The organism is Fictibacillus sp. B-59209 (genome assembly GCF_036216745.1).
In the GTDB taxonomy this organism is placed as follows: domain Bacteria; phylum Bacillota; class Bacilli; order Bacillales; family Fictibacillaceae; genus Fictibacillus_C; species Fictibacillus_C marinisediminis.
Genome location: NZ_JARMMC010000006.1, coordinates 1 through 21,289 on the forward strand (window position 1 = coordinate 1; position 21,289 = coordinate 21,289).

The 21,289-nt window shown below is 45.1% G+C and carries 22 protein-coding genes and 2 tRNA genes; all 24 read right to left on the bottom strand.

Annotated elements, in window-relative coordinates; all coding sequences use genetic code 11:
* Window positions 1–292: 292 nt before the first annotated feature.
* The 24 genes from lysS to P4361_RS04740 all read right to left on the bottom strand — a co-directional run bounded on the left by lysS (window position 293) and on the right by P4361_RS04740 (window position 21,289).
* Window positions 293–1,786, bottom strand: a complete 1,494-nt coding sequence (gene lysS, locus P4361_RS04625) for a lysine--tRNA ligase (RefSeq protein ID WP_328088444.1) — start codon at window positions 1,784–1,786, stop codon at window positions 293–295.
* Window positions 1,787–1,796: 10 nt separating this feature from the next.
* The gene (locus P4361_RS04630) at window positions 1,797–2,219 is read right to left on the bottom strand and encodes a GreA/GreB family elongation factor (RefSeq protein ID WP_328088445.1); all 423 of its coding nucleotides are present in this window, start codon (window positions 2,217–2,219) and stop codon (window positions 1,797–1,799) included.
* Between the two features lie 136 nt (window positions 2,220–2,355).
* The gene (gene dusB, locus P4361_RS04635; RefSeq protein WP_328088446.1) at window positions 2,356–3,351 is read right to left on the bottom strand and encodes a tRNA dihydrouridine synthase DusB; all 996 of its coding nucleotides are present in this window, start codon (window positions 3,349–3,351) and stop codon (window positions 2,356–2,358) included.
* A gap of 14 nt (window positions 3,352–3,365) precedes the next feature.
* Window positions 3,366–3,581: a helix-turn-helix transcriptional regulator gene (locus P4361_RS04640; protein ID WP_328088447.1), complete on the bottom strand. Its 216-nt coding sequence runs from the start codon at window positions 3,579–3,581 to the stop codon at window positions 3,366–3,368.
* A complete protein-coding gene (folK, locus tag P4361_RS04645) occupies window positions 3,533–4,060 on the bottom strand; it encodes a 2-amino-4-hydroxy-6-hydroxymethyldihydropteridine diphosphokinase (protein ID WP_062240304.1) in 528 nt (175 codons plus the stop codon). Before folK ends, P4361_RS04640 begins: the two co-directional genes overlap by 49 nt.
* Complete coding sequence (gene folB, locus P4361_RS04650; RefSeq protein ID WP_328088448.1) at window positions 4,057–4,419, bottom strand: dihydroneopterin aldolase; 363 nt, start codon at window positions 4,417–4,419, stop codon at window positions 4,057–4,059. The genes folK and folB overlap by 4 nt, the downstream gene beginning before the upstream one ends.
* Window positions 4,412–5,275, bottom strand: coding sequence for a dihydropteroate synthase (gene folP / locus P4361_RS04655; RefSeq protein WP_328088449.1), 864 nt, complete (start codon window positions 5,273–5,275; stop codon window positions 4,412–4,414). The genes folB and folP overlap by 8 nt, the downstream gene beginning before the upstream one ends.
* Window positions 5,244–6,149: an aminodeoxychorismate lyase gene (gene pabC / locus P4361_RS04660; RefSeq protein ID WP_328088450.1), complete on the bottom strand. Its 906-nt coding sequence runs from the start codon at window positions 6,147–6,149 to the stop codon at window positions 5,244–5,246. The genes folP and pabC overlap by 32 nt, the downstream gene beginning before the upstream one ends.
* Entirely contained in the window at window positions 6,134–6,733 is a 600-nt protein-coding gene (pabA, locus tag P4361_RS04665) for an aminodeoxychorismate/anthranilate synthase component II (RefSeq protein ID WP_053356238.1), read from the bottom strand. Before pabA ends, pabC begins: the two co-directional genes overlap by 16 nt.
* Window positions 6,734–6,758: 25 nt before the next feature.
* The gene (gene pabB / locus P4361_RS04670) at window positions 6,759–8,195 is read right to left on the bottom strand and encodes an aminodeoxychorismate synthase, component I (protein ID WP_328088451.1); all 1,437 of its coding nucleotides are present in this window, start codon (window positions 8,193–8,195) and stop codon (window positions 6,759–6,761) included.
* A gap of 178 nt (window positions 8,196–8,373) precedes the next feature.
* Window positions 8,374–9,306, bottom strand: coding sequence for a cysteine synthase A (cysK, locus tag P4361_RS04675; protein ID WP_328088452.1), 933 nt, complete (start codon window positions 9,304–9,306; stop codon window positions 8,374–8,376).
* Between the two features lie 136 nt (window positions 9,307–9,442).
* Window positions 9,443–10,324: an Hsp33 family molecular chaperone HslO gene (hslO, locus tag P4361_RS04680; protein ID WP_053356240.1), complete on the bottom strand. Its 882-nt coding sequence runs from the start codon at window positions 10,322–10,324 to the stop codon at window positions 9,443–9,445.
* Between the two features lie 41 nt (window positions 10,325–10,365).
* Entirely contained in the window at window positions 10,366–11,136 is a 771-nt protein-coding gene (locus P4361_RS04685) for a type III pantothenate kinase (protein ID WP_062240320.1), read from the bottom strand.
* A gap of 76 nt (window positions 11,137–11,212) precedes the next feature.
* On the bottom strand, window positions 11,213–13,120 hold the full coding sequence (gene ftsH / locus P4361_RS04690) for an ATP-dependent zinc metalloprotease FtsH (protein ID WP_328088453.1): 1,908 nt from the start codon (window positions 13,118–13,120) through the stop codon (window positions 11,213–11,215).
* A 69-nt stretch (window positions 13,121–13,189) separates the two neighbouring features.
* Window positions 13,190–13,729, bottom strand: a complete 540-nt coding sequence (gene hpt / locus P4361_RS04695) for a hypoxanthine phosphoribosyltransferase (protein WP_053356243.1) — start codon at window positions 13,727–13,729, stop codon at window positions 13,190–13,192.
* A gap of 14 nt (window positions 13,730–13,743) precedes the next feature.
* The gene (gene tilS / locus P4361_RS04700; RefSeq protein WP_328088454.1) at window positions 13,744–15,144 is read right to left on the bottom strand and encodes a tRNA lysidine(34) synthetase TilS; all 1,401 of its coding nucleotides are present in this window, start codon (window positions 15,142–15,144) and stop codon (window positions 13,744–13,746) included.
* Between the two features lie 116 nt (window positions 15,145–15,260).
* Window positions 15,261–16,238, bottom strand: a complete 978-nt coding sequence (locus P4361_RS04705; RefSeq protein ID WP_328088473.1) for a serine/threonine protein kinase — start codon at window positions 16,236–16,238, stop codon at window positions 15,261–15,263.
* Complete coding sequence (locus P4361_RS04710) at window positions 16,204–16,950, bottom strand: VWA domain-containing protein (RefSeq protein WP_053358408.1); 747 nt, start codon at window positions 16,948–16,950, stop codon at window positions 16,204–16,206. Before P4361_RS04710 ends, P4361_RS04705 begins: the two co-directional genes overlap by 35 nt.
* 86 nt (window positions 16,951–17,036) lie before the next feature.
* Window positions 17,037–19,532 (bottom strand): stage II sporulation protein E, encoded by a 2,496-nt coding sequence (gene spoIIE / locus P4361_RS04715; protein WP_328088455.1) that lies wholly within the window; start codon window positions 19,530–19,532, stop codon window positions 17,037–17,039.
* A 191-nt stretch (window positions 19,533–19,723) separates the two neighbouring features.
* A tRNA-Glu gene (locus tag P4361_RS04720) sits at window positions 19,724–19,798 on the bottom strand.
* Between the two features lie 26 nt (window positions 19,799–19,824).
* Window positions 19,825–19,901, bottom strand: a tRNA-Met gene (locus P4361_RS04725).
* Between the two features lie 65 nt (window positions 19,902–19,966).
* Window positions 19,967–20,272, bottom strand: coding sequence for a hypothetical protein (locus P4361_RS04730; RefSeq protein WP_328088456.1), 306 nt, complete (start codon window positions 20,270–20,272; stop codon window positions 19,967–19,969).
* A 78-nt stretch (window positions 20,273–20,350) separates the two neighbouring features.
* Entirely contained in the window at window positions 20,351–20,842 is a 492-nt protein-coding gene (locus tag P4361_RS04735; protein ID WP_328088457.1) for a S1 domain-containing RNA-binding protein, read from the bottom strand.
* 66 nt (window positions 20,843–20,908) lie between these two features.
* Complete coding sequence (locus P4361_RS04740; RefSeq protein WP_062240335.1) at window positions 20,909–21,289, bottom strand: FtsB family cell division protein; 381 nt, start codon at window positions 21,287–21,289, stop codon at window positions 20,909–20,911.

A 21,289-nucleotide genomic window follows, 5' to 3' on the forward strand; every position in this document is an offset into this window, starting at 1 on the left:
TTGGTTTTCAAAGAACATTTTGTGTCAAACTTCAACGCTTAAGTTGTCGTTTGCCGTCGCTCATTGGCGACTTTATTATATTACCATGCTGTCACCAGCCTGTCAACATTCTTTTTAAAAAGTTTTTATCAAGTTTGTTGAACATTTTCATAAGCTTTGCAGCGACAGGTAATAATATACCACCTATTTAAACACCTTGCAATACTATTTAAGAAAAAAGTTTCAATTTCGTGTAAAAACATATAAACACCGCCTGCACACTGCATGCAGGCGGTGTTAAATTCCTTTGTTATTACTTGTCGCTATGGCGCATTTGCGGGAATAACAGTACATCACGGATTGAAGGTGAGTCTGTCAAAAGCATGATAAGGCGATCGATTCCGATCCCCAGGCCGCCGGTAGGAGGCATACCGTACTCAAGTGCTTCTACAAAGTCCTCATCCATCATGTGAGCCTCATCGTTCCCTTGGTCACGCTCTTTGAGCTGTGCTTCAAAGCGCTCTCTTTGATCGATTGGATCATTAAGCTCAGAGAATGCGTTAGCGTGCTCACGGCCGACGATAAACAATTCAAATCGGTCAGTGAATCTTTCATCTTCAGGATTCTTCTTAGCAAGCGGAGAGATCTCTACTGGGTGGCCATATACAAATGTAGGCTGAATGAGCGTCTCTTCGACGAAGTGTTCAAAGAACTCGTTCACAATATGCCCATAAGACATGTTTTCTGTCACAGGAACATTATGTTCTTTAGCAAGTGTGAATGCTTCTTCCCTGCTCATCTGCGGCCAGAAGTCTACACCTGTTGCTTCTTTTACTGCCTCGACCATGTGCACTCGTTTCCAGCGCGGTTTGAGGTCAACTTCGTACTCACCGTATTTAACAGTCGTGCTGCCGTGTACTTCTTTAGCAATATGAGCGATAAGATTTTCAGTAAGTTCCATAATATCATGATAATCTGCATAGGCTTCATAAAGTTCGATCATTGTAAATTCAGGATTATGACGAGTAGATACACCTTCGTTTCTGAATACCCGGCCAATTTCATAAACCTTTTCCAAACCGCCGACGATCAGGCGTTTCAAATGAAGCTCGATAGCGATCCGCATGTAAAGCTCCATATCAAGCGCGTTGTGGTGCGTAATGAACGGACGTGCAGATGCACCGCCAGGAATAGAATGCATGGTTGGCGTTTCTACTTCCAAGTAGCCGTGATCATCCAGGTAGCGTCTCATTGAACGGATTATTTTACTGCGGGCGATGAACGTGTCTTTTACTTCAGGGTTCATGATTAAATCTACATAACGCTGGCGATAGCGCTGTTCCACATCTTTAAGGCCGTGGAATTTGTCAGGCAGCGGACGAAGTGATTTCGTAAGCAGCTGAAAGTCTTTCGCTTTTACAGAAAGCTCTCCAACTTTAGTTTTAAAGACCGTACCTGTAATTCCGACAATGTCACCGATATCGATCGTGTTGAACAGCTCATACTGCTCCTCGCCTACTGCATCGGTTCTTACATAGATTTGAATTTGTCCTGTCAGATCCTGAACGTGGGCAAATCCAGCTTTCCCTTTTCCGCGCTTGGTCATGATGCGTCCAGCAATGGTTACTTCAATGCCTTGCTCCTCCAGGTCTTCTTTCGATAGATCCTGATATTGCTCAGTAATGTCTGCCGCTGTATGGGTGCGGATATATTTAGTGCCGAACGGATCTTTCCCGCTTTCACGGATGCTGTTCATTTTTTCTCTGCGGACACGCAGCAAATCATTTAATTCTAAATCCTGGCTCATGAAAACTCTCCTACCTTTTGAAATTTTGTATGTTTATAATTTTATATGAAATATGGCCCCCTGGAAGGGAGATGTGAATCTTAGCGTTCAGAGGCTTGCCGATTACCGCTTGGGCCACCGGGGAATCCGCGGCAATTTTAAACTCTCTCGGATCGGCTTCAAATGGATGTACGATCGTATACGTCATCTCATCCTGAAATTCAAGTTCCAGCAATGTGATCGTAGAACCTACTTCCGCCGTTTGTCCGGGCTCCTTTTCACTGGAGAGAATCTGGGCATGGAACAGGACTTGTTCGAGCTGTTTGATCCTCTTGTCCAAAAACAGGCCTTCATCCTCAGTGCGGCAGTGTTCTTTTTCCTCAATTAAACTTCTAAGCTCATGCTTTAGCCTCCTGGTGCCTTCGTTCGTAAGCAAAACCGTTTCATGGTTCATTTGCTTTTCCTCCATATCATTATTAAAAATAATAATTTTGAAAACACCAGGTAGCCTTAATTATTTAGAAAACACAAGTGCAACAAAAGCCAGAATTAGGTTCTGGCTGTTAGTAAGATTCAATAGGGCGATTGGCTCAGCTCGCTTTTCCTTGCTGTTTAGCCTCTACTTCTTCAATATAGCCGTAGAGGAGCTTGCTCATTTCATCCCTTGTTGTTTTTGTATTTACTTCGTTTCGGACCGTTCCTGTTTTAGGAAGGCCTTTTAAATACCATGCAGCGTGTTTGCGCATCTCACGAACGGCCACATCTTCACCTTTGAGGTCAATGAGGCGGTCCATATGAAGCATGCAAATATCGATCTTTTCTCTTGGTGTCGGTTCTGCAGGAATTTCTCCTGTTTCGAGGAACTGAACGGTGCGATAAAGCATCCATGGGTTGCCAAGCGCCGCGCGGCCGATCATAACGCCATCTACACCATAGGTTTCAAGCGCATGTTTGGCATCGTGCGGAGTAGAGATATCTCCGTTTCCGATTAACGGAATCGAAACATTTTCTTTTACTTGCTTGATAATGTCCCAGTTCGCTTTTCCCTCATACATCTGCACGCGCGTGCGCCCGTGCACAGATACTGCAGCACCGCCGGCACGTTCCACCGCCTGTGCGTTTTGCACAGCGAAAATATGGTCTTCATCCCAGCCGACACGCATTTTTACAGTAACCGGCTTTTGCACAGCATCTACTGTAGCCGCAACCATCTCATAGATTTTGTTTGGGTCTAACAGCCATCTTGCTCCAGCATCACATTTCGTGATCTTAGGCACTGGACAGCCCATGTTGATATCTATAATATCGGCATTTGTATTTTTATCTACATACTTTGCTGCCGCAACAAGAGATTCGCGTTCTCCTCCAAAGATCTGAAGGCTGAGCGGTTTTTCCCTCTCATCTACATACAGCATTTTTAAAGATTTTTCGTTCTCGTGAAGAATACCTTTATCGCTTACCATTTCGGCACAAACGAGCCCCGCTCCGAAATCTTTGGCGATCAGGCGGAATGCCGGGTTGCAGACACCTGCCATAGGTGCAAGCACAACGGGATTCTTCATGGTAATACCACCGATTTTCAACATTCTTTTCACCTCGCTTATTTATGAACTTGGTCTTGCGTTAATTCATCTATAGAAACCTGAAAGATCGTTGCAATCTTAATCATAAGTTCTTCCTTTGGTTTGCGGTTTCCGCGTTCTACTTCTCCAAGTATAGAAACAGAAATCCCCAAGTCCTTCGCAAGGCCTTCTTGTGTATAACCTTTCAGTTTTCGAAAGGCCCGTATTCTCCTGCCCCACTTTTCCTCTTCCATATATGCACACCTTCTTTATTCTGCAGCTGTCTGAAGACGTCATCCAATGATACGTCTGTATCTGGGAATGTGAGATATGGAGCAATCTCAAACAACGGAATCATCACAAAAGCACGTTCCAGCATACGGGGATGCGGAATGTGCAGCAGTTCTGACTGTATACGTTCACTATTATACAACAAAATGTCAAGGTCGATTGTTCTGGGACCCCATCTGATTTTCCGTATTCTTTCCAGCTGGTTCTCGATTTCCTGGGTTATGCTCAGTAAAGCTTCAGCAGACAGGCTCGTCTGCAGTTTTACCGCCAGATTCAGAAAAGGAGGCTGATCGGTGTAGCCGACCGGTTCTGTTTCATACAGTGATGATATCTTTTCTACTTTAATAGCGGGATGGTCATTTAATGCATCGATTGCCTTCCGGATATACTCTTCCCGGTTCCCAAGGTTGGAACCAAGCGAAAGGTAAACACTATTCATCAGGCTCTGCTCCGGGTTATCTCTATGGCAACAGAGTCATAATGGCCCGGGATAGGCGGATCCGGTTTAGTAACTTTAACCGTGCATTGATGAATCAGCGGGTAACTGGAAAGAAGGGAAGAGGCAATACTTTCCGTTACCGTTTCAACCAATTTCTTTGGTTCGCCTTCTACAATTTCTTTTACCGTTGAATAAATGTCACCGTAGTTCACCGTTTTTTCAAGGTCATCCGTCGTACCGGCTGCCTGAAGATCCATCTCAAGAATCAGATCGGCGAAAAACCGCTGGCCCAGTTTATTCTCTTCAGGAAAAACTCCATGATAGCCATAAAACGAAAGGCCGTTCATATATATTTTATCCAAGCGTCTTCATCCCTTTTCCGAGCATGGCATCCATCATTCTTGCCATGCGGCTCATTTCTTTTACATCATGGACGCGTACAATCGTACATCCCCGTTCAATGCCAAGGCATACTGTGGCGCCCGTTCCTTCCATTCGTTCATCCACCGGAAGATCGAGGGCATTCCCGATCATGGATTTTCTGGATGTTCCTAGGAGTACGGGATATCCCATCGCCACGATCTGGTCGAGGTTCCTCATCGTTTCAAGGTTCTGCTCATATGTTTTGGCAAAACCGATTCCAGGATCTAAAATGATGTTCTCTGGTCTCACGCCTTCTTTCGAAACAATGGCGATGCTCTTGTTCAGATCGGCAATGATATCAGGCATCAATTCTGCATAATCACGGTCACTCCGATTATGCATAAGGATGATGGGTACGTTGAGCTTTGCTGCTGTGGAGGCCATCTGTTCATCCGCCTTAGCTCCCCATACATCATTAATGATATGGGCTCCGGCAAGAATGGCTTTTTCAGCGACTTCTGCTTTGTACGTATCGATGGAAATCGGAACGCTTACTTCGCGGGAGACTCCCTCAATTACCGGGACGACACGCCTTAACTCTTCCTCTGCTCCAACCTTCTCACCGCCTGGACGAGTGGATTCTCCCCCGATATCAATAATATCGGCTCCGTCTTCTACCATTTGCTTAGCATGCTCAACTGCTCGTTGAATCGTGTTGTATCTGCCGCCATCAGAAAAGGAATCCGGAGTGGCATTTAATATTCCCATGACATAGGTTTTCTTGGATAGATCCAGCGTGTATGGGCCACAGGATATGAGATGATTAATATTCTTGGCTGTTATTGTCTGTCCCATAATAGGTTCTCCCTTCAAACAATTCATCAATGCTCCATAGACTTTTGCTGCATGAATGATAAAGAAATAAAAGCGATTGGGCCGTCTGCCCGCCAGCACCCGGAAAATTCTTTCCCTGAAAGGCGCGAACCGGGACGATTTCCTGAATCGAATTCGTTAAAAAAATCTCGTCCGCATTTTGTACATCAAGGGGCGAATATAGACCCTCTTCTGCCGGCATTCCCATCTTGGCCGCACTGGCCATGACGAACTGCCTCGTGATTCCGTTCAGAATTCCTGTATTTACGGAAGGGGTATAAAGTACCCCATCTTTTACCCAAAAAACATTTGAAACGGTTCCTTCGCTGACAAATCCATCTTCTGTCAAAAACAGGCCTTCCTGTTCATGCGGCCTGTTCAACTCCCTTTTACCGAGGATGCTGTTCAAATAATGATGGGACTTCAAGCGGATTCTTCCTTCCGGGGTATTCCGCCTTGTCTGAAGCACGACAAGCTCTTTCTCGTTAAAAGGGCCCTGTTCCGGCAGTGGTTTGCCGTAAATAATGACAGTCGGATTTAAATAAGGGTCTGTCTGCAGGCCAATCTCACCGGCTCCTGCTGATATATTAAAGCGGATATAAGCATTCTTCCATTTGTTCCGCCGCATTAAACGCCTTGTGTCGATCCAGGCAGCCGTACTGTCCGGTTCATGCTTTATATTCAGCTCAACAAGCGCTTCTTTTAAACGCTTCATATGTTCTTCCCAAAGAAATGGATGTCCATTGTAGACTCTGACGGTTTCAAATGCACCAAGGCCATACATATATCCATGATCAAACGGAGAGATAGAAGCTTCATTTTTACTTACAAGTTTTCCATCTATTGAGAGGTACATACCATGTTCCCTTTATTTTTGTATTGGTCGATAAAATTCCGCAGCAGCTTTTTGCCTGCTTCTGTCATGATCGACTCAGGGTGAAATTGTACACCTTCTACCGGAAGCGTCTTATGGCGAATGGCCATAATTTCTCCTTCCGGGGTCCATGCTGACACACTGAAACATTCTGGAAGTGTTTCTTTCTTTACAATGAGAGAGTGGTATCTCGTAGCAGTAAATACTTTTTCAAGCCCGCTGAAAATGGTCTTTCCGTCATGTGAGATCTCTGAGGTCTTTCCATGCATCAGGCGTTCGGAGCGAATGACATCTCCTCCAAATACTTGGGCGATGGATTGATGCCCTAGGCATACCCCGAAAATTGGAATCTCACCTGCAAAGCGCTTAATGGCGCCCATGCTGATTCCAGCTTCGTTCGGTGAACAAGGGCCCGGAGAGATCATCAAAAAATCTGGCTGAAGCGCCTCGATTTCTTTGAGAGTGATCTCATCGTTTCTCTTGACGACAAGCTCTTCTCCCAGCTCTCCTAAATATTGTACAAGGTTGTACGTGAATGAATCGTAGTTATCAATCATTAAAATCATTCTCATCTTCCTCCTCTAAGCTCAGCTAAACTAACTCGTACTTGCTTTCTTCACTTAATTCTTTGGCCCGCCATAAAGCAGCGGCTTTTTTCAGCGACTCTTTATACTCCGCTTGGGGATCTGAGTCGATAACGATGCCGGCACCAGCCTGTACGTGGGCCATTCCGTCCTTGCAGACCATCGTCCGGATCGCGATATTCAATTCCATGTCACCATCGTATCCAATCCAGCCGATAGAGCCAGTATATACTCCTCTGCGCACAGGCTCAAGCTCTTCAATAATTTCCATTGTGCGTATTTTCGGAGCCCCTGTAATCGTCCCACCTGGAAAAATGGCTGCAATCAGGTCAAACGCATCGCAGTCTTCACGAAGTGTTCCCCTGACGTTCGAGACAATGTGCATGACGTGGGAGTACTTTTCAATCGTCATAAACTCATCCACTTCAACACTGCCATACTTACTCACTTTGCCCAGGTCGTTTCTTTCCAGGTCAACCAGCATCACATGTTCCGCGCGTTCTTTCTCATTTTCGATCAGTGTTAATGCGAGCTTACGGTCTTCTTCTTCCGTCTTGCCCCTTGAGCGTGTCCCGGCGATCGGGCGGGTACTGATATGTTCTCCCTTTTTTTTCACTAATAATTCAGGTGAACCGCTGACGAGCTGAAAATCAGGAGTATGAAAGTAAGCCATATACGGCGATGGATTAAAACGGCGAAGTTCATTATAAATTTCAAATGGCATCGACAGAAGGGGCTTTGACTGCCGTACAGATAGATTAACCTGAAAGACATCGCCTGCAGCAATATAGTCTTTGACTTGTTTTACTGCCTGCACAAACTTTTCTTCAGACATGGATACCGATTCCTGCAAAAATGAAAAGGGCGCCTTTTCGTTCTTTGCAGAAATGCCGCTGTGATTTGCCGCAGTCCATTCCGCTCGATATTGTTCCAGTCTTAATTCAGCCCTTTTTTTATGCTGTTCTTCATAGTGAAGAATAAGCCATAAACATTCTTCTTCATGGTCATATACGAATACATCATCAAATACCATGAGAGAAACATCCGGAAGTTGAAGATCATCTTCTGCTTTTTGAGGAAGCTTCTCAATCTCCCTGACCACATCATAACTAAAATATCCGATAGCTCCTCCGTTAAATTCAGGAAGCCCTGCCGGAACATCGCACTTAAACAAACTAAGCCAATCTTTAATGATCGGAAGGAGTTTTCCTTCTCTCGTGGTATTGCTGCCTTTATATTCAATAGAAACTTTATTGTTTTTACCTACAATATAAGCAACTGGAGTAAGGCCCATGATACTGTATTTTCCGCTCCGTCCGCTTTCAAGGAGAACGTGGTTTTCTTCACTGCCCGAAAGGCTCCTATAACGGCTGAACCATTCGCTTTTGGCTAGGGGAATTTTTTCAAAGATGATTTGTCGTTCTTCACAAATTGGGTAAGGCACACCTGTCACGCTCCTGATCTTTCTTATGGATACTATTGTAACTGATGCAGTGATTAATGTGGGGATAAAAATCCAATTACTTTTGAGAAAAGCGCAAGCGCCCTGCTAATGGGCGCTTGCGCTAGACCATACTCCCATGCATAGAAAAAGCTGACAAAATTGTCAGCTTCATCTCTTGTTATTCTGTTTCATCAAATTGATATAGCGGTGTGCTCAAATACCGTTCACCATTACTCGGAATGATGGCGAGCACTTTTTTGCCTTTGCCCAGCTTCTCAGCCACTTTAAGAGCAGCAGCTATAGCAGCTCCTGAGGAGATCCCCCCAAGGATTCCTTCTTCTTTAGCCGCACGGCGTGCAAATTCAAAAGCTTCATCATTTGTAATCTGGATAACTTCATCATATACAGACGTATTTAAGATTTCCGGAACAAATCCAGCGCCAATTCCCTGAATCTTATGAGGACCGGGCTTTCCGCCTGACAGTACAGGAGAATCAGATGGTTCAACGGCGTATAATCGAATCTCAGGGTAAGCTTCTTTCAGCACTTCCCCAACACCGGTGATGGTGCCGCCTGTACCGATTCCTGAAATGAAACCGTCCAGTCCGTCCGGAAATTGTTCAAGAATTTCTTTCCCTGTGGTTTGCCGATGGATCTCCGGGTTCGCTTCATTGTTGAACTGTTGTGCCAAGAAATAGCCGTGTTCTTTTGATAAAGCTTCCGCCTTGCGGATTGCTCCGCCCATTCCTTCAGCGCCAGGTGTCAGAACAAGCTCCGCTCCATAAGCGCGCAGCAGATTTCTTCGCTCCAAGCTCATCGTGTCCGGCATGACAAGAATTGCCTTATAGCCTTTAGCTGCGGCTACCATTGCAAGCCCGATACCCGTGTTCCCGCTTGTAGGTTCAATAAGCGTATCGCCTGCTTTAAGTTTGCCGTCCGCTTCCGCTTTTTCAATCATAGCCAAAGCAATGCGGTCTTTAACACTGCTTCCCGGGTTCATGAATTCCAGTTTCAAATACACGTCTGCATGAGTATCATTTGTAATACGATTGAGTTTAACAACAGGTGTCTGTCCAATAAGCTCTGTAATTGAATTTGCTATTCTCGCCAACCTTAATCACTCTCCTAATTCCGAGTAAATACATTGGTTTAAGTTTAACAACAGTACGAATCGTCTGTCAATTCATATGCACTGCTTTAGACCTATAGACCCAAAGCATTCTAAGTTTGATCGATTTTCTTTAAATTTATCTGCTTTCGTTATAAAGCTCTTCCAGTTCATCCTCTGCAAATAAGTAAGTTTCATTGCAGAAATGGCAGTGGGCTTCAGCCTGCCCTTCGTCTTCAATAATTGAACGGATTTCCTCTCTTCCCAATGACACAAGTGCATTGGCAATGCGGTCCCGTGAACATGTGCACTGGAAGGAAACCGGCATCTTATCCAGTATTTTTACATTTTCTTTCCCAAGCAGTTCAAACAGGATCTCTTCTGGGGTCAGGCCTTTTTCAACTAATTTAGAGATCGGCGGAATAGCAGAAATCCGCTCTTCCAAAAGATCAATAATTGTATCTGATGCATTTGGCAGCACCTGGATCACAAATCCTCCTGCAGCAAGAATGCTGTTATCCGGGTTAACGAGAACACCTACACCCACTGATGAAGGCACTTGTTCAGAGGCTGCGAAATAATAAGTGAAATCATCGCCGATCTCCCCGGATACAAGCGGAACCTGGCCGGTGAAGTTATCACGCAGACCAAGATCTTTGACTACTGATAAAAATCCATTTTTACCCACGGCACGTGCAACATCTAATTTTCCGTGCTGGTTCAAATCAAAATGGACTTGCGGGTTCGTTACATATCCTCTTGTATGACCGCTTGGTGCAGCGTCTACAACAATAGCACCAATTGGGCCTCCTCCTTCAATCTTTACCGTCATCTTGTGCTTATCACTTTTTAGCATGGATGCCATCATCGTGCTCGCCATCATCGAACGGCCTAACGCTGCTGAAGCCGTCGGCCAGGTTTGGTGCCTGCGCTGCGCTTCACCCACCATTTCACTACCGCTCATAGCGTACGCGCGTATCTGCCCGTCAAAAGCCAGCGCCTTTATTAAATAATCCGACATATTTATCACCTGTCCTCATGTATTAACTCAGTAGTTCTCGTTCATTTCCGATTGTTTTTTAAGTAGATCAGCTGCAGGCCCTTTAAGGTTAAATAAGGATCAACCACATCGATCAGCTCGCATTCCTCTGCGATCAGACCTGCCATTCCTCCAGTGGCCACTACCTTTGGACTCGTTTTCTCCTGAGCTTTTATCCTTTTAACAATACCCTCAACCTGTCCAACATATCCAAATAAAAGTCCTGACTGCATGGCACTTACCGTATTTTTTCCAATAATGTTCTCAGGTTTGGCAAACTCTATTCTCGGAAGTTTCGCCGCATTTTTATAGAGGCCTTCTGTCGCTACATTAATTCCCGGGGCAATAGCGCCCCCCATATAATGGCCCGCCTCATTGATGTAGCAATATGTCGTGGCCGTACCAAAGTCAACGATAATGAGCGGTTTACCGTAATTGTGAATCGCTGCAACGGCGTTAACAATCCGGTCAGCCCCCACTTCTCTTGGATTTTCATATTTTATATTCAAACCGGTCTTTATGCCAGGCCCGATCACCAGCGGTTTTTTATGAAAAAATTTGAGGCACATCCGCTCAAGCGTCGCCATAATGTGAGGCACAACAGATGAGATAATAATCCCTTCAACTTCTTTTCTTTCAATCTCCGCATTCTGAAACAGGCTGAGAATCAGCATTCCGTATTCATCTTCTGTTTTTTCTCTGGAAGTACTGACCCTCCAATGATGTTTCAGATCATCTCCGTCATACATACCAAGTACGATATTCGTATTTCCTACGTCAAAAACAAAGATCATGGAAATGCCTCGCTTACTTTTGATTTGATTTTTTACTTTTAAAAAGGATGCCTCTGAGTTAGAGGCATCCTTCGTTTTAATCTTCCTTGCGTTCTTCTTCGTCTTTTTTATGAATTGTAACCTTTACATCATTTTCCGGAGAAGAAATGACTTTACGCTCAGGAAGCTGTCCTGTTTTTACAAGCTCCTTAATTTGCTCTTCATCCAATGTTTCTACATTGAGAAGAGTTTGAGCGATGATTTCAAGCTTTTCATTATGCTCTGTAAGGATTTGTTTACAGCGCTGGTAAGAATCTTTAATGATATTTTGGATTTCCATGTCGATTTCATGGGCAATGGCATCACTGTAGTTTTGCTCATTGTTGAAATCGCGTCCAAGGAATACCTGCCCGCCAGAGCTTGAGCCAAATTGCATCGGTCCAAGTCTGTCACTCATCCCGAACTCCGTAACCATGCGACGGGCAATGCCTGTAGCACGCTGGAAGTCATTGTGAGCACCTGTGCTGACTTCATTAAAGGTAATCTCTTCGGCAACACGTCCGCCAAGGAGACCGACGATCTTATCAAGCAGTTCCGGTTTTGTCATGAAGTACCGGTCTTCTTTTGGAAGCATAACGGTGTATCCGCCTGCCTGGCCGCGAGGCACTACTGTTACTTTATGAACCGTATCTGCCCCTTCCAGCACTAGACCGATGACGGTATGCCCGGCTTCATGGTAGGCAACGATATTCTTTTCTTTTTGTGAGATAACCCTGCTTTTCTTCGCAGGACCCGCGATGACTCGGTCAATCGCCTCATCCACATCGTCCATGTTAATCTTCTTCTTGTTTTGCCGCGCTGCCACAAGAGCTGCTTCATTCAGCAGGTTCTCAAGATCGGCACCGGAGAAGCCAGGAGTCCGCATGGCAATGGTTTTCAAGTTTACTTCTTCACTTAATGGCTTATTGCGTGCATGTACACCCAGTACTTCTTCTCTTCCTTTTACATCAGGGCGGTTTACCGTAATCTGACGGTCAAATCGTCCCGGACGAAGAAGAGCAGGGTCAAGAATATCCGGACGGTTGGTCGCAGCAATGATAATGATTCCTTCATTAGCTCCGAATCCATCCATTTCAACGAGTAACTGGTTAAGCGTCTGTTCCCGCTCATCATGTCCGCCGCCAAGACCGGCACCGCGCTGGCGTCCGACTGCATCGATCTCATCGATAAAGATGATACACGGTGCATTCTTTTTAGCGTTTTCAAACAGGTCACGTACACGTGATGCACCGACCCCAACGAACATCTCAACAAAATCAGAACCTGAAATCGAGAAGAAAGGAACTCCCGCTTCCCCTGCAACCGCACGGGCAAGCAACGTTTTACCAGTACCTGGAGGTCCTACTAAGAGAACCCCTTTTGGAATACGTGCTCCTAATGCAGCAAATTTTCGCGGATCTTTTAAGAATTCGACCACTTCAACAAGTTCCTGCTTTTCTTCATCCGCTCCGGCAACGTCTTTGAACGTCACTTTTTTCTTTTCTTCGTTATAGAGCTTGGCTTTACTCTTACCAAAGTTCATCACTCGGCTTCCGCCGCCCTGAGCTTGGTTGAGCAAGAAGAAGAACAGGATGAAAATAATGACAAACGGAATAATGGATGTAAAGAACGTAACCCAACCGCTCGTCTGCTCTTCTGGTTTAATGTCAACGTCAGATGTTTTAGCTAGCTGGTTAAGCTGTTTGATGGATTCTTCAGAGTCTGGTGTATATGTTTCAAACACTTCACCCTGTTTCGCATTCTGCAGCTTTCCTCTAACAACATAAACGCCGCCTTCAGGCTGGTACTCAATGCTTTTTACGCGCCCATCCTGAATGTAATTCGTTAATTGGTCATAACGAATTTTCTTCACTTCATTGTTGGTTCCGTTAAAAAAGCTGACGACACCAACTACAACTAAAAAGATTAACAAGTAAAATATGGTGTTCCGGAAGATCCGATTCATTCCTTACCTCCTCAACGACAATGAGACGATGAAATACATTTATTATTGCATGTTAACAAATAAACAGGATTACTTTTCGTATACTTCAGGCTTCAGAACCCCAATATAAGGAAGGTTGCGATAGCGCTCAATATAGTCCAGGCCGTAACCGACAACAAACGCATCCGGTACGATAAAACCTGTAAGATCCGGTTTGATATCCACTTTTCTGCCAGTCGGTTTATCCAGCAGAGTAACAATTTTAACCGAATTGGCGTTACGGGTTTTGAAAAGCTGAACAAGATAACTTAACGTCAGACCGCTGTCTATAATATCTTCGACAATGATGACATCTCGTCCTTCAAGAGATGTATCCAGGTCCTTAATTATTTTAACTTCCCCTGAAGAAACAGTGGATGTTCCATAGCTTGAAACAGCCATGAGGTCAATTTCAAGGTGGATGTCCATCCGTTTGATAAGATCCGCCATAAAAGGAAGGGCTCCTTTTAATACTCCGACAACAAGCGGAAATCGATCTTGATAATCCTCTGATAATTGCTTTCCGAGATCCTTGATCTTTTCCTGGAGAACTTCCTCGGAAATTAATACTTCTTTAATTTCATCATGCATGCTGCTTTGGCCTCCTAGACGTCCTGGCAGAAATTTTGAAACTGTAAGACTAACCATTGCTTGGGTTTGCTTGAGTGTGGAACGAGGGCGTGCTTTATACCCGGAATCCAGATAATGTTACCCCTCCCATCTTGCAGGACGGGCCATACATCGCGTTTCTCCCTCTCAAGTTTTTGGTCGATAAATATATCTTTGACCTTCCGAGTTCCGCCTACCCCTTGAATGGCCATCCGGTCACCGGGTTTGCGGCTCCTCGCAATGATTGGCAAACTTACACTTTTAACATCACATACAAAAACATCTTTTCCCTTTTTTCCATCCGGATACTCTTCTTTATACTCAGCGGTGATGAAACCTACAGGAAGTTCGAGCGTTCCTGGCACTTTCAATTCCATTTGATAGCCTTCCTGCTTTTCGGCTTCCCCAAACGCCAGCCTGCACCGGTCATAGGAACGGATTACCTGCAAACCATGGGGGAAATCCAGCCTTCCAGATGGATGTTCGCTTCCGAGCAAAGTTAAAAAGCTTTCCTTATGTAGTGAGGAAAGAGATGAAGGTGTTTGCTTATATAGATAGTTTAATATTAGTGTAATCGCCCTTTTTTGTAAAGGAATAGGCATGTTGAGAAATTTAGCAGCCGAAACTTCAATCAACGATGCCTTTTTCACTGTTACAACAGCTTCCAGGCTTCTTTTTGCCTGTTCCAATAAATACGTTTCATCCTCATAAAAAGTTTCACTTATTTGCTGAAATCGAAGATGAACATTCGGATTTTCTTCTTTAAGAAAAGGCAGCACATGATGCCTGAAGCGGTTTCTTACATAGTCATCCGCCTCATTGCTCGGATCCCTTCTCGGAAAAATCGTATGTACTTTACAATAATGCTCTATTTCGTCCTTCGTTATTCCTAAAAAAGGACGAATAATACATCGGCCTTCAAAAGAGCGTTTCGCTTGCATACCGCCAAGCGCGGTTCCTGAGCTTCCCCTTGTCATCCGCATCAGAATGGTCTCCGTCTGGTCATCTCCATGGTGAGCCAATGCGAGTGAATCGGCATTATGCCTTGCCATGACTTCAGCATAAAATGCATACCGGCATTCTCTCGCAGCCAATTGAGTGCTCGTCACTTGATTCTCCTTTTTATAGGAAGCGACATCCACACGTTTGCCCTCAAACTGAATATCATGCTCTCGGCAGTAGGACTGCACGTACAAAAGGTCTTCTTCCGACTCTCTGCCCCGCAGCATGTGGTCGGCATGGGCAGCAATAATGTTCAGCTCATCCCCCTTTCTGCGGTTCCAAAGATAATGAAGCAATGCCATGGAATCAGGGCCGCCTGATACACCAACAACGATTGTCTGTCCCCGTTGAATCAGCTGATGCTTTTTAATAAATTGTTCGACTGCCTGAAGCATTCCCTTCTCTCCTTATCCTATGCGGCTCAACCTTGCCTTCGTCCATTTTTTCATGAACAGCCTCTCGGGTAGTATACCAAAAACAAGGATGTCCCTGTAAAGAATTGAAACTGCCGCTACATGGACTGGCTAACAAGGTAAAACAGATAGACGATAAACAGAAATGAGCCCAAGAGAACCGTTTCGAACATGACCGCTCTTTTCCTCTTTTTCTTTATGATCCTCTGTCCCGACCGTCTGCTTGACCGCTGTCCGTTTACAGGCTGGGCCGGCATTTTGCTTCTTCCCTTATTGTTCAGGGTGGAAACCATTTCATTGCGCATCTCTTCGGCGCTTTTATATTTTCCATACAAGCCTTTCAGGAGAACAGATTGGAAGGGAGACAGCATGGCGCTGTTTTTGACAGCGTTCTTCAGCTGCTGTCCCCCGTCCTTCCTTTTATCAAACCGTTGGGGATACGCCAGGTTGATCATAATCATACTTGCAGCGAACAGGTCATAGGAGGGTTCAGCCTTCCGGGTACCAAGACCCCAGTAGCCCCTGTCAAAAAACTCTGTATATTCCTTGATCGACCGCCCAATTTGAGTCGTTCCTCCCACATCGATCCAGCGAATGCGGTGCGGAGGCCCTACGACGAGCAGGTTGTCGGGCTTTAAATCGCCGAATACCCACCCGGCCTGATGAAGCATCTGCAGATCCGTGAGAAGCTGGACGAGGAGGATGGCCGCCCATTCTTCTTTATGGTTCTTCATGAAGTGAAACAATGTATCTCCTTTTAAATACTCCATCACATAAAAGGGGATCTGCTGCTGTCCTTGAAGATAGTCATCCACATCGATTAAAGAAGGCCCAAGGATTTTGCCTTGGACCCTTGAAAAGTGTTTTAACACGTTGACTTCCGAAATAATCGCCATGCTGTCATGGCCTGTTTTAACAGCGACCTTGCCGTTTCTTCCGGCAGCAAGATACACAGTTCCTGTAGCCCCTGAGCCCAGCTCTCTAATGATGGAATACTCGTTTCGGTGCCATTTGCCGGTAACCAGTTCACCGGCCCTGAGCTTAAAAACCTGACCCTTCGAAGTATTCTTCTTCATCACCGGTGATCAATCTCCTTTTTGAACGCCTGTTCGTAAATTCATTGATCGCGGCTTTTATCGCCGGACCGGTCGGGGTAATACCTCCCGATGAAAGCTTGCTGAACGCACTCGTGATCGAATTTAACTGAGGGGTCCAATCGATCAGCTTTTCTGTATCATCCTTCTTGCCCGGAAATGCATACAGAGCGAATTGATTGTAGCCCATCCTTGAGTTCAGGGATATGGATAAGTCAATGAGCGACTCCTGTACAGTAGCCAGCTTCTTCTCCATGCTCCCGGACGAATCTACGAGAATAAGCAATTCCAGATCCATGGTTTCCCCGAGATCATCTACCACTTCCATAACTTCCCCCCGTTTTTCTGGCGGAAGGTCCTCGATAGTCGAATCTTTCCCAAGAATCTGCTGAAGTTCGCTGTTGATGACGCCATGAATCGTTTGTGCCATCCCTTTTCTCGTGACCATCTGAACAGTCTGGGAAAGCTGTGCCGTATAGACGATCTGGCTCACACCACCTCCTGACAAGGATATATCCTCCACTTCTTTCAAGCCTTTATGAAGGTATTCAGGACTGTTCTCTTCCATAATGCCGATTACATTTATCGTAATGCCATGTTCGCGTGCAAGCGCCGCCATCGCAACCGGATCCTCGCCCTGGTTTGAGCAGCCATCTGTGATTAGAAGCACCTGGCGCAGTGTCCCTTTTTTTATGTCCATATAAATCGTCTCCTCTCATCATGATTTGCTGTTATCATCCTTGTCATCGATGAGGGGATTTATACTTTTATTCTTTGAAATTATTGAGCTTTCGGGCGTTTAATATTGATTTTCGGAAAATGAGGTATGGATGCCCATTTCGGAATGTTACGGTTTATTTTCGCTACCACCACCGTCATATCGTCTTCAATCGAATTCGATCCTGTGCGAATGACCTCTTCCATAAGCAAGTCTGCCATGGCCTGAGGATCGTCTGTCCCCATCTCTTTGATCTTCCGCTTCATCCACGCATTAATGTTCTCCACATGCTTTGGCCCCTCATAGATTCCGTCGCTCATCATGATGAGCAGGTCCCCTGCCTTCAGCTGCTCACTGACCACATCGACTTCAAACTCTTCAATGATTCCAATGGGAAGGTTGCTTGCCTCAATCATTCTTACCTGGTCACCGCGTTTGACAAAGCTTGGTGATGAGCCGATCTTCAAAAATTTCAGTGAAGCATCCTGCAGGTCAATCATAGCGAGATCCAGTGTGGAAAAGATCTCATCTGTCGTGCGAAGAGAAAGAACTGAGTTGACCGATTTGATAGCCACTTCTTCATCGATTCCTGATTTTAATATCTTTTGAAGCAGTTCCAGTGTTTCATTGCTCTCTTTAAAAGCCCTTTCTCCATTTCCCATGCCGTCTGAAATCGCAATGGCATATTTTCCGCCGCCAAGCTCGATCGTGGAATGGCAGTCGCCGGATAGCCATGCTCCTCCCTTTGCCGCCGAAGCAATGCCTGTTTCAATGATAAACTCACGTGCCGATCCGAACGACACATGGCAATTGCCGTTCTGGTAATAGCTGCACTCCTCTTTTTTTACAACAATCGTCTCCTGAAGGATATCTGATAAAAGAGGGGCAATGATTTTTTCACACTCCCCGGTGCCCTGGCAATATGGGAGGCTCAATTCAATATCCACATTGGACGCTTCAAGGCTGTATACGTCGATATGCCCCAGCTCAATGCCCGCATGCAGGATCGCCTCTTTAATCTGCTCCTCCTGCACCTGATGGTTGGCATGCTCTCGTTGGATTTCCTTCGCAAAATCCCCCATCACCTGCGATACGCCAAGCAACTGATTAGCAACCAGCTTCCGGCTTTCCTGCACCTGCTGCTTCAGCTTCTGGCTGGCCCGATACTGAGAGAGCTCTTTCGAAATAGCATCTGTAATCTTTTGAGGCTTCACACAATGCTTTTCCCATTCTAGTTTAAGCCGCCGATCTTTTATTTCCTGATATTGCTCCTGCTCGTACATAATTTGGGACATCATCTCATACGTTTTAGTAAAATTAACTGCCCAGCACTGTTCCTTCTTAAAACAAGTCTGGCACGTTTTTTCTGTGATGTTGCTTAAAAACAAATCAACTTCGCGGTCGTTGCTCTCTTCATATTCATCTTCTCCATAGGAAGAGAAGGAATGAGACAGCGCCTGGAACATTGACGAAAACTGTTCTACACGGTTCGCCGTCACGTCTCTGATCTTTTTAACATACTGCTGCTGTTCATTAGAATGTTCCCGGGATCCCGGCACATAGCGGGCAATGCTCGAAATCACGGCATTCGGCGTGAGTAAAAAAAGAGCAATGGCAATACCTGACTCAATCATCGTCTGCATAATGGCTACATTTCCTTCGCCATACAGACCGATCAGTAATGTGCCGATTAACAGGCCGAAACCGACACCAAGCCGCTTCCCTTCTTTCAGCAGCCCTCCCAAGAGACCCGCAAAAGCAAGCAAGCTCATTTGGTAGAGGCTGCCTACATTGGCCAAACTTAAAATCAACCCCGTTACGACGCCGACCGTTGAGCCGATCGCCGCTCCGCCAACAAACGCGAACATCAGAACTAAATATCTTGAAACGATATGTTCAACCGAATAATGGTGAATTTCCCATCCGATGGTCCCGGTCATGACAGAAGCCAGCAATATCATAAAACAAATGATTTCTTCATTCTTTAACGATTGTGGAATTCGTTTGAAGTTCAATAGAGGAATACTTTGCAAAAAGATCAAGGTAAGTACGAGTGAAAGGCCCGCTTCAACAGCTCCCATCATGTACTCACTGATTTGAGGGTTTCCTGACGTAAGAAAGATGGTCGCCAGCCTGGCCGTTATGCTTGTCAAGAATACGACGGCCGGCACCCATCTGGCACGGTTCTTTGTCATCAGGTCAGCTGCCTTTTGATAAACAGCATAAATGACAACTCCCGTTATTATGTAAAATGCGTTGATGGGCATATGGGACAGCGCACCGGCCACCAGTGCAAGAATCGCAATACCTGTCCGTTCCTTCCGCAAAATGTATACTGAAGCGATCAGCGGCAGGGCAAAAGGTGTTATCTCTGATAGAATCATAGCTCGTCCAAGTAAAAAACCAACAGCAAACAACAACAGTCTCCAGTTTAAAAGCACACTTTCCAGCCTGTGCATGAAGCGTTTACTCATGCCGATTGAAAGATTCTGCGTCTTCTCAAACCACACCATCACCCGAAGAGGTCCCATTACATTTCTGTCCGCCTTTTGATACATCCTCCACACCACCCCTATAGTTTTTGTGTGTATCATTATACCCACAGGTAATTCACATTTTTTGTCAAACGATTAGAGCATGTTCAAAAAACTTCTCGACGTACAAATACAAAAAATCTGTATTGTCTTGGACAAATACAAAAAACCCTGTATTTTTTTATAAAAATACAGGGTTGATAATTATATGTAATTGGTGACCCGTACGGGATTCGAACCCGTGTTACCGCCGTGAAAGGGCGGTGTCTTAACCGCTTGACCAACGGGCCAGTCTTATTTTTTTTGTAGAAAAACATGGTAGCGGCGGAGGGAGTCGAACCCACGACCTCACGGGTATGAACCGTACGCTCTAGCCAGCTGAGCTACACCGCCATGTTAAAGACACAAGTAGTATATTACAAGAATCCATACCACCTGTCAACGTTTTTCAAAAAAGATTAAAAATAAAAGCTGTTTTCTAAAAGATTGTTGCTTTGGGGACCTTCTTGTAAAGAAGCTTCATTGATAGGTTGATTGGAGTGTAAGGTGCGAGACTCCTCGAAAATGAATTTCACATTTTCTTCGTGCGATATAACGCTGCCGAAGCTTTCCTTGTCCTGCGGGAGCAGCGGGACAGGTGAGACCCACAGACGCATGCGTCGAGAAAGTAGGCGCTGGCGCCGGTGAGGCTCACCGCACGCCCCGCAGAAAGCGAGCATCCTGAAACGGAAATCAACCACTCCCAAAAGCAATGAAAAAATCAAAAAGAAAAGACATCCCTTGAGAGATGTCTTTGTATTTATATAAGGTTGTGAAGCTTGAGCATTCAAGTCAGCAGCCTATTAGCCTCGGCGAGCTCCGCGTCCGCCGCGTTTTGACTCTGTTTGGCGTTTCAATGTTGCCAGACGGTCTTCACTGTCTTTTAAGAATTTACTCATTTTATCTTCAAATGTTACAGCCGTGTTAAAACCACCATTGCCGCGAGGAGAACCTTTGCGCTGTTTATTGAATCCGCCTTTTGACGGGCCGAATCCGCCGCTTTTCGGTGCACCAAAGTTTCCTTTGTTTGCTCCGTAGTTGTTTCTCACCGGTGCAGGATTATCTTTCGCCTTTTTAATGGACAAGCCGATTTTGCCGTCTTTTTCGATATTCATGACTTTAACTTCGACTTCATCACCGACTTTTAAGTGGTCGTTAATGTCCTTAACATAATTGTCTGCAACTTCACTAATGTGCACAAGTCCGGTTGTTCCTCCTGGCAGCTCGACAAACGCCCCAAAATGAGTAATTCCTGTAACCTTACCTTGCAACTTGCTGCCTACTTCAATTGACATGAAGAAAATGCTCCTCCTTAGGTATTCATAAGTTTACTTTATTATACATGTGAAAAATTCGGGATGTCAATCCGACGAAGACCCTGGTACTTTAAATACGGTCTCCCCCTTTTTTGACATGAAGTAATCACGCCTTGCAATCTCCCCGATATAATCAACGTCTTTTAGTTTATGCACTTCATCTTTTAATTGTGACTTCTTATTTTTCGTCTGCTCTAATTTGGCCTTCAGGTGTTTTTCTTGCTTCCCCTTATCCTCGAGTGAGACCATTTGGGAAGTGATGGTTGAGATCAGCATAAAGGCAAAAAACGAAAAAACCACCATAAAAGCTGCCAGGCGTCGATATAAACCACGTTTCTTCTTCGCGTCGATCTTTTGCTGGAGATGATGTTCTTTAACGTAGCCCGTATTTAATTCAGTAATCTTCTCTTTATTAAACTGGACCAT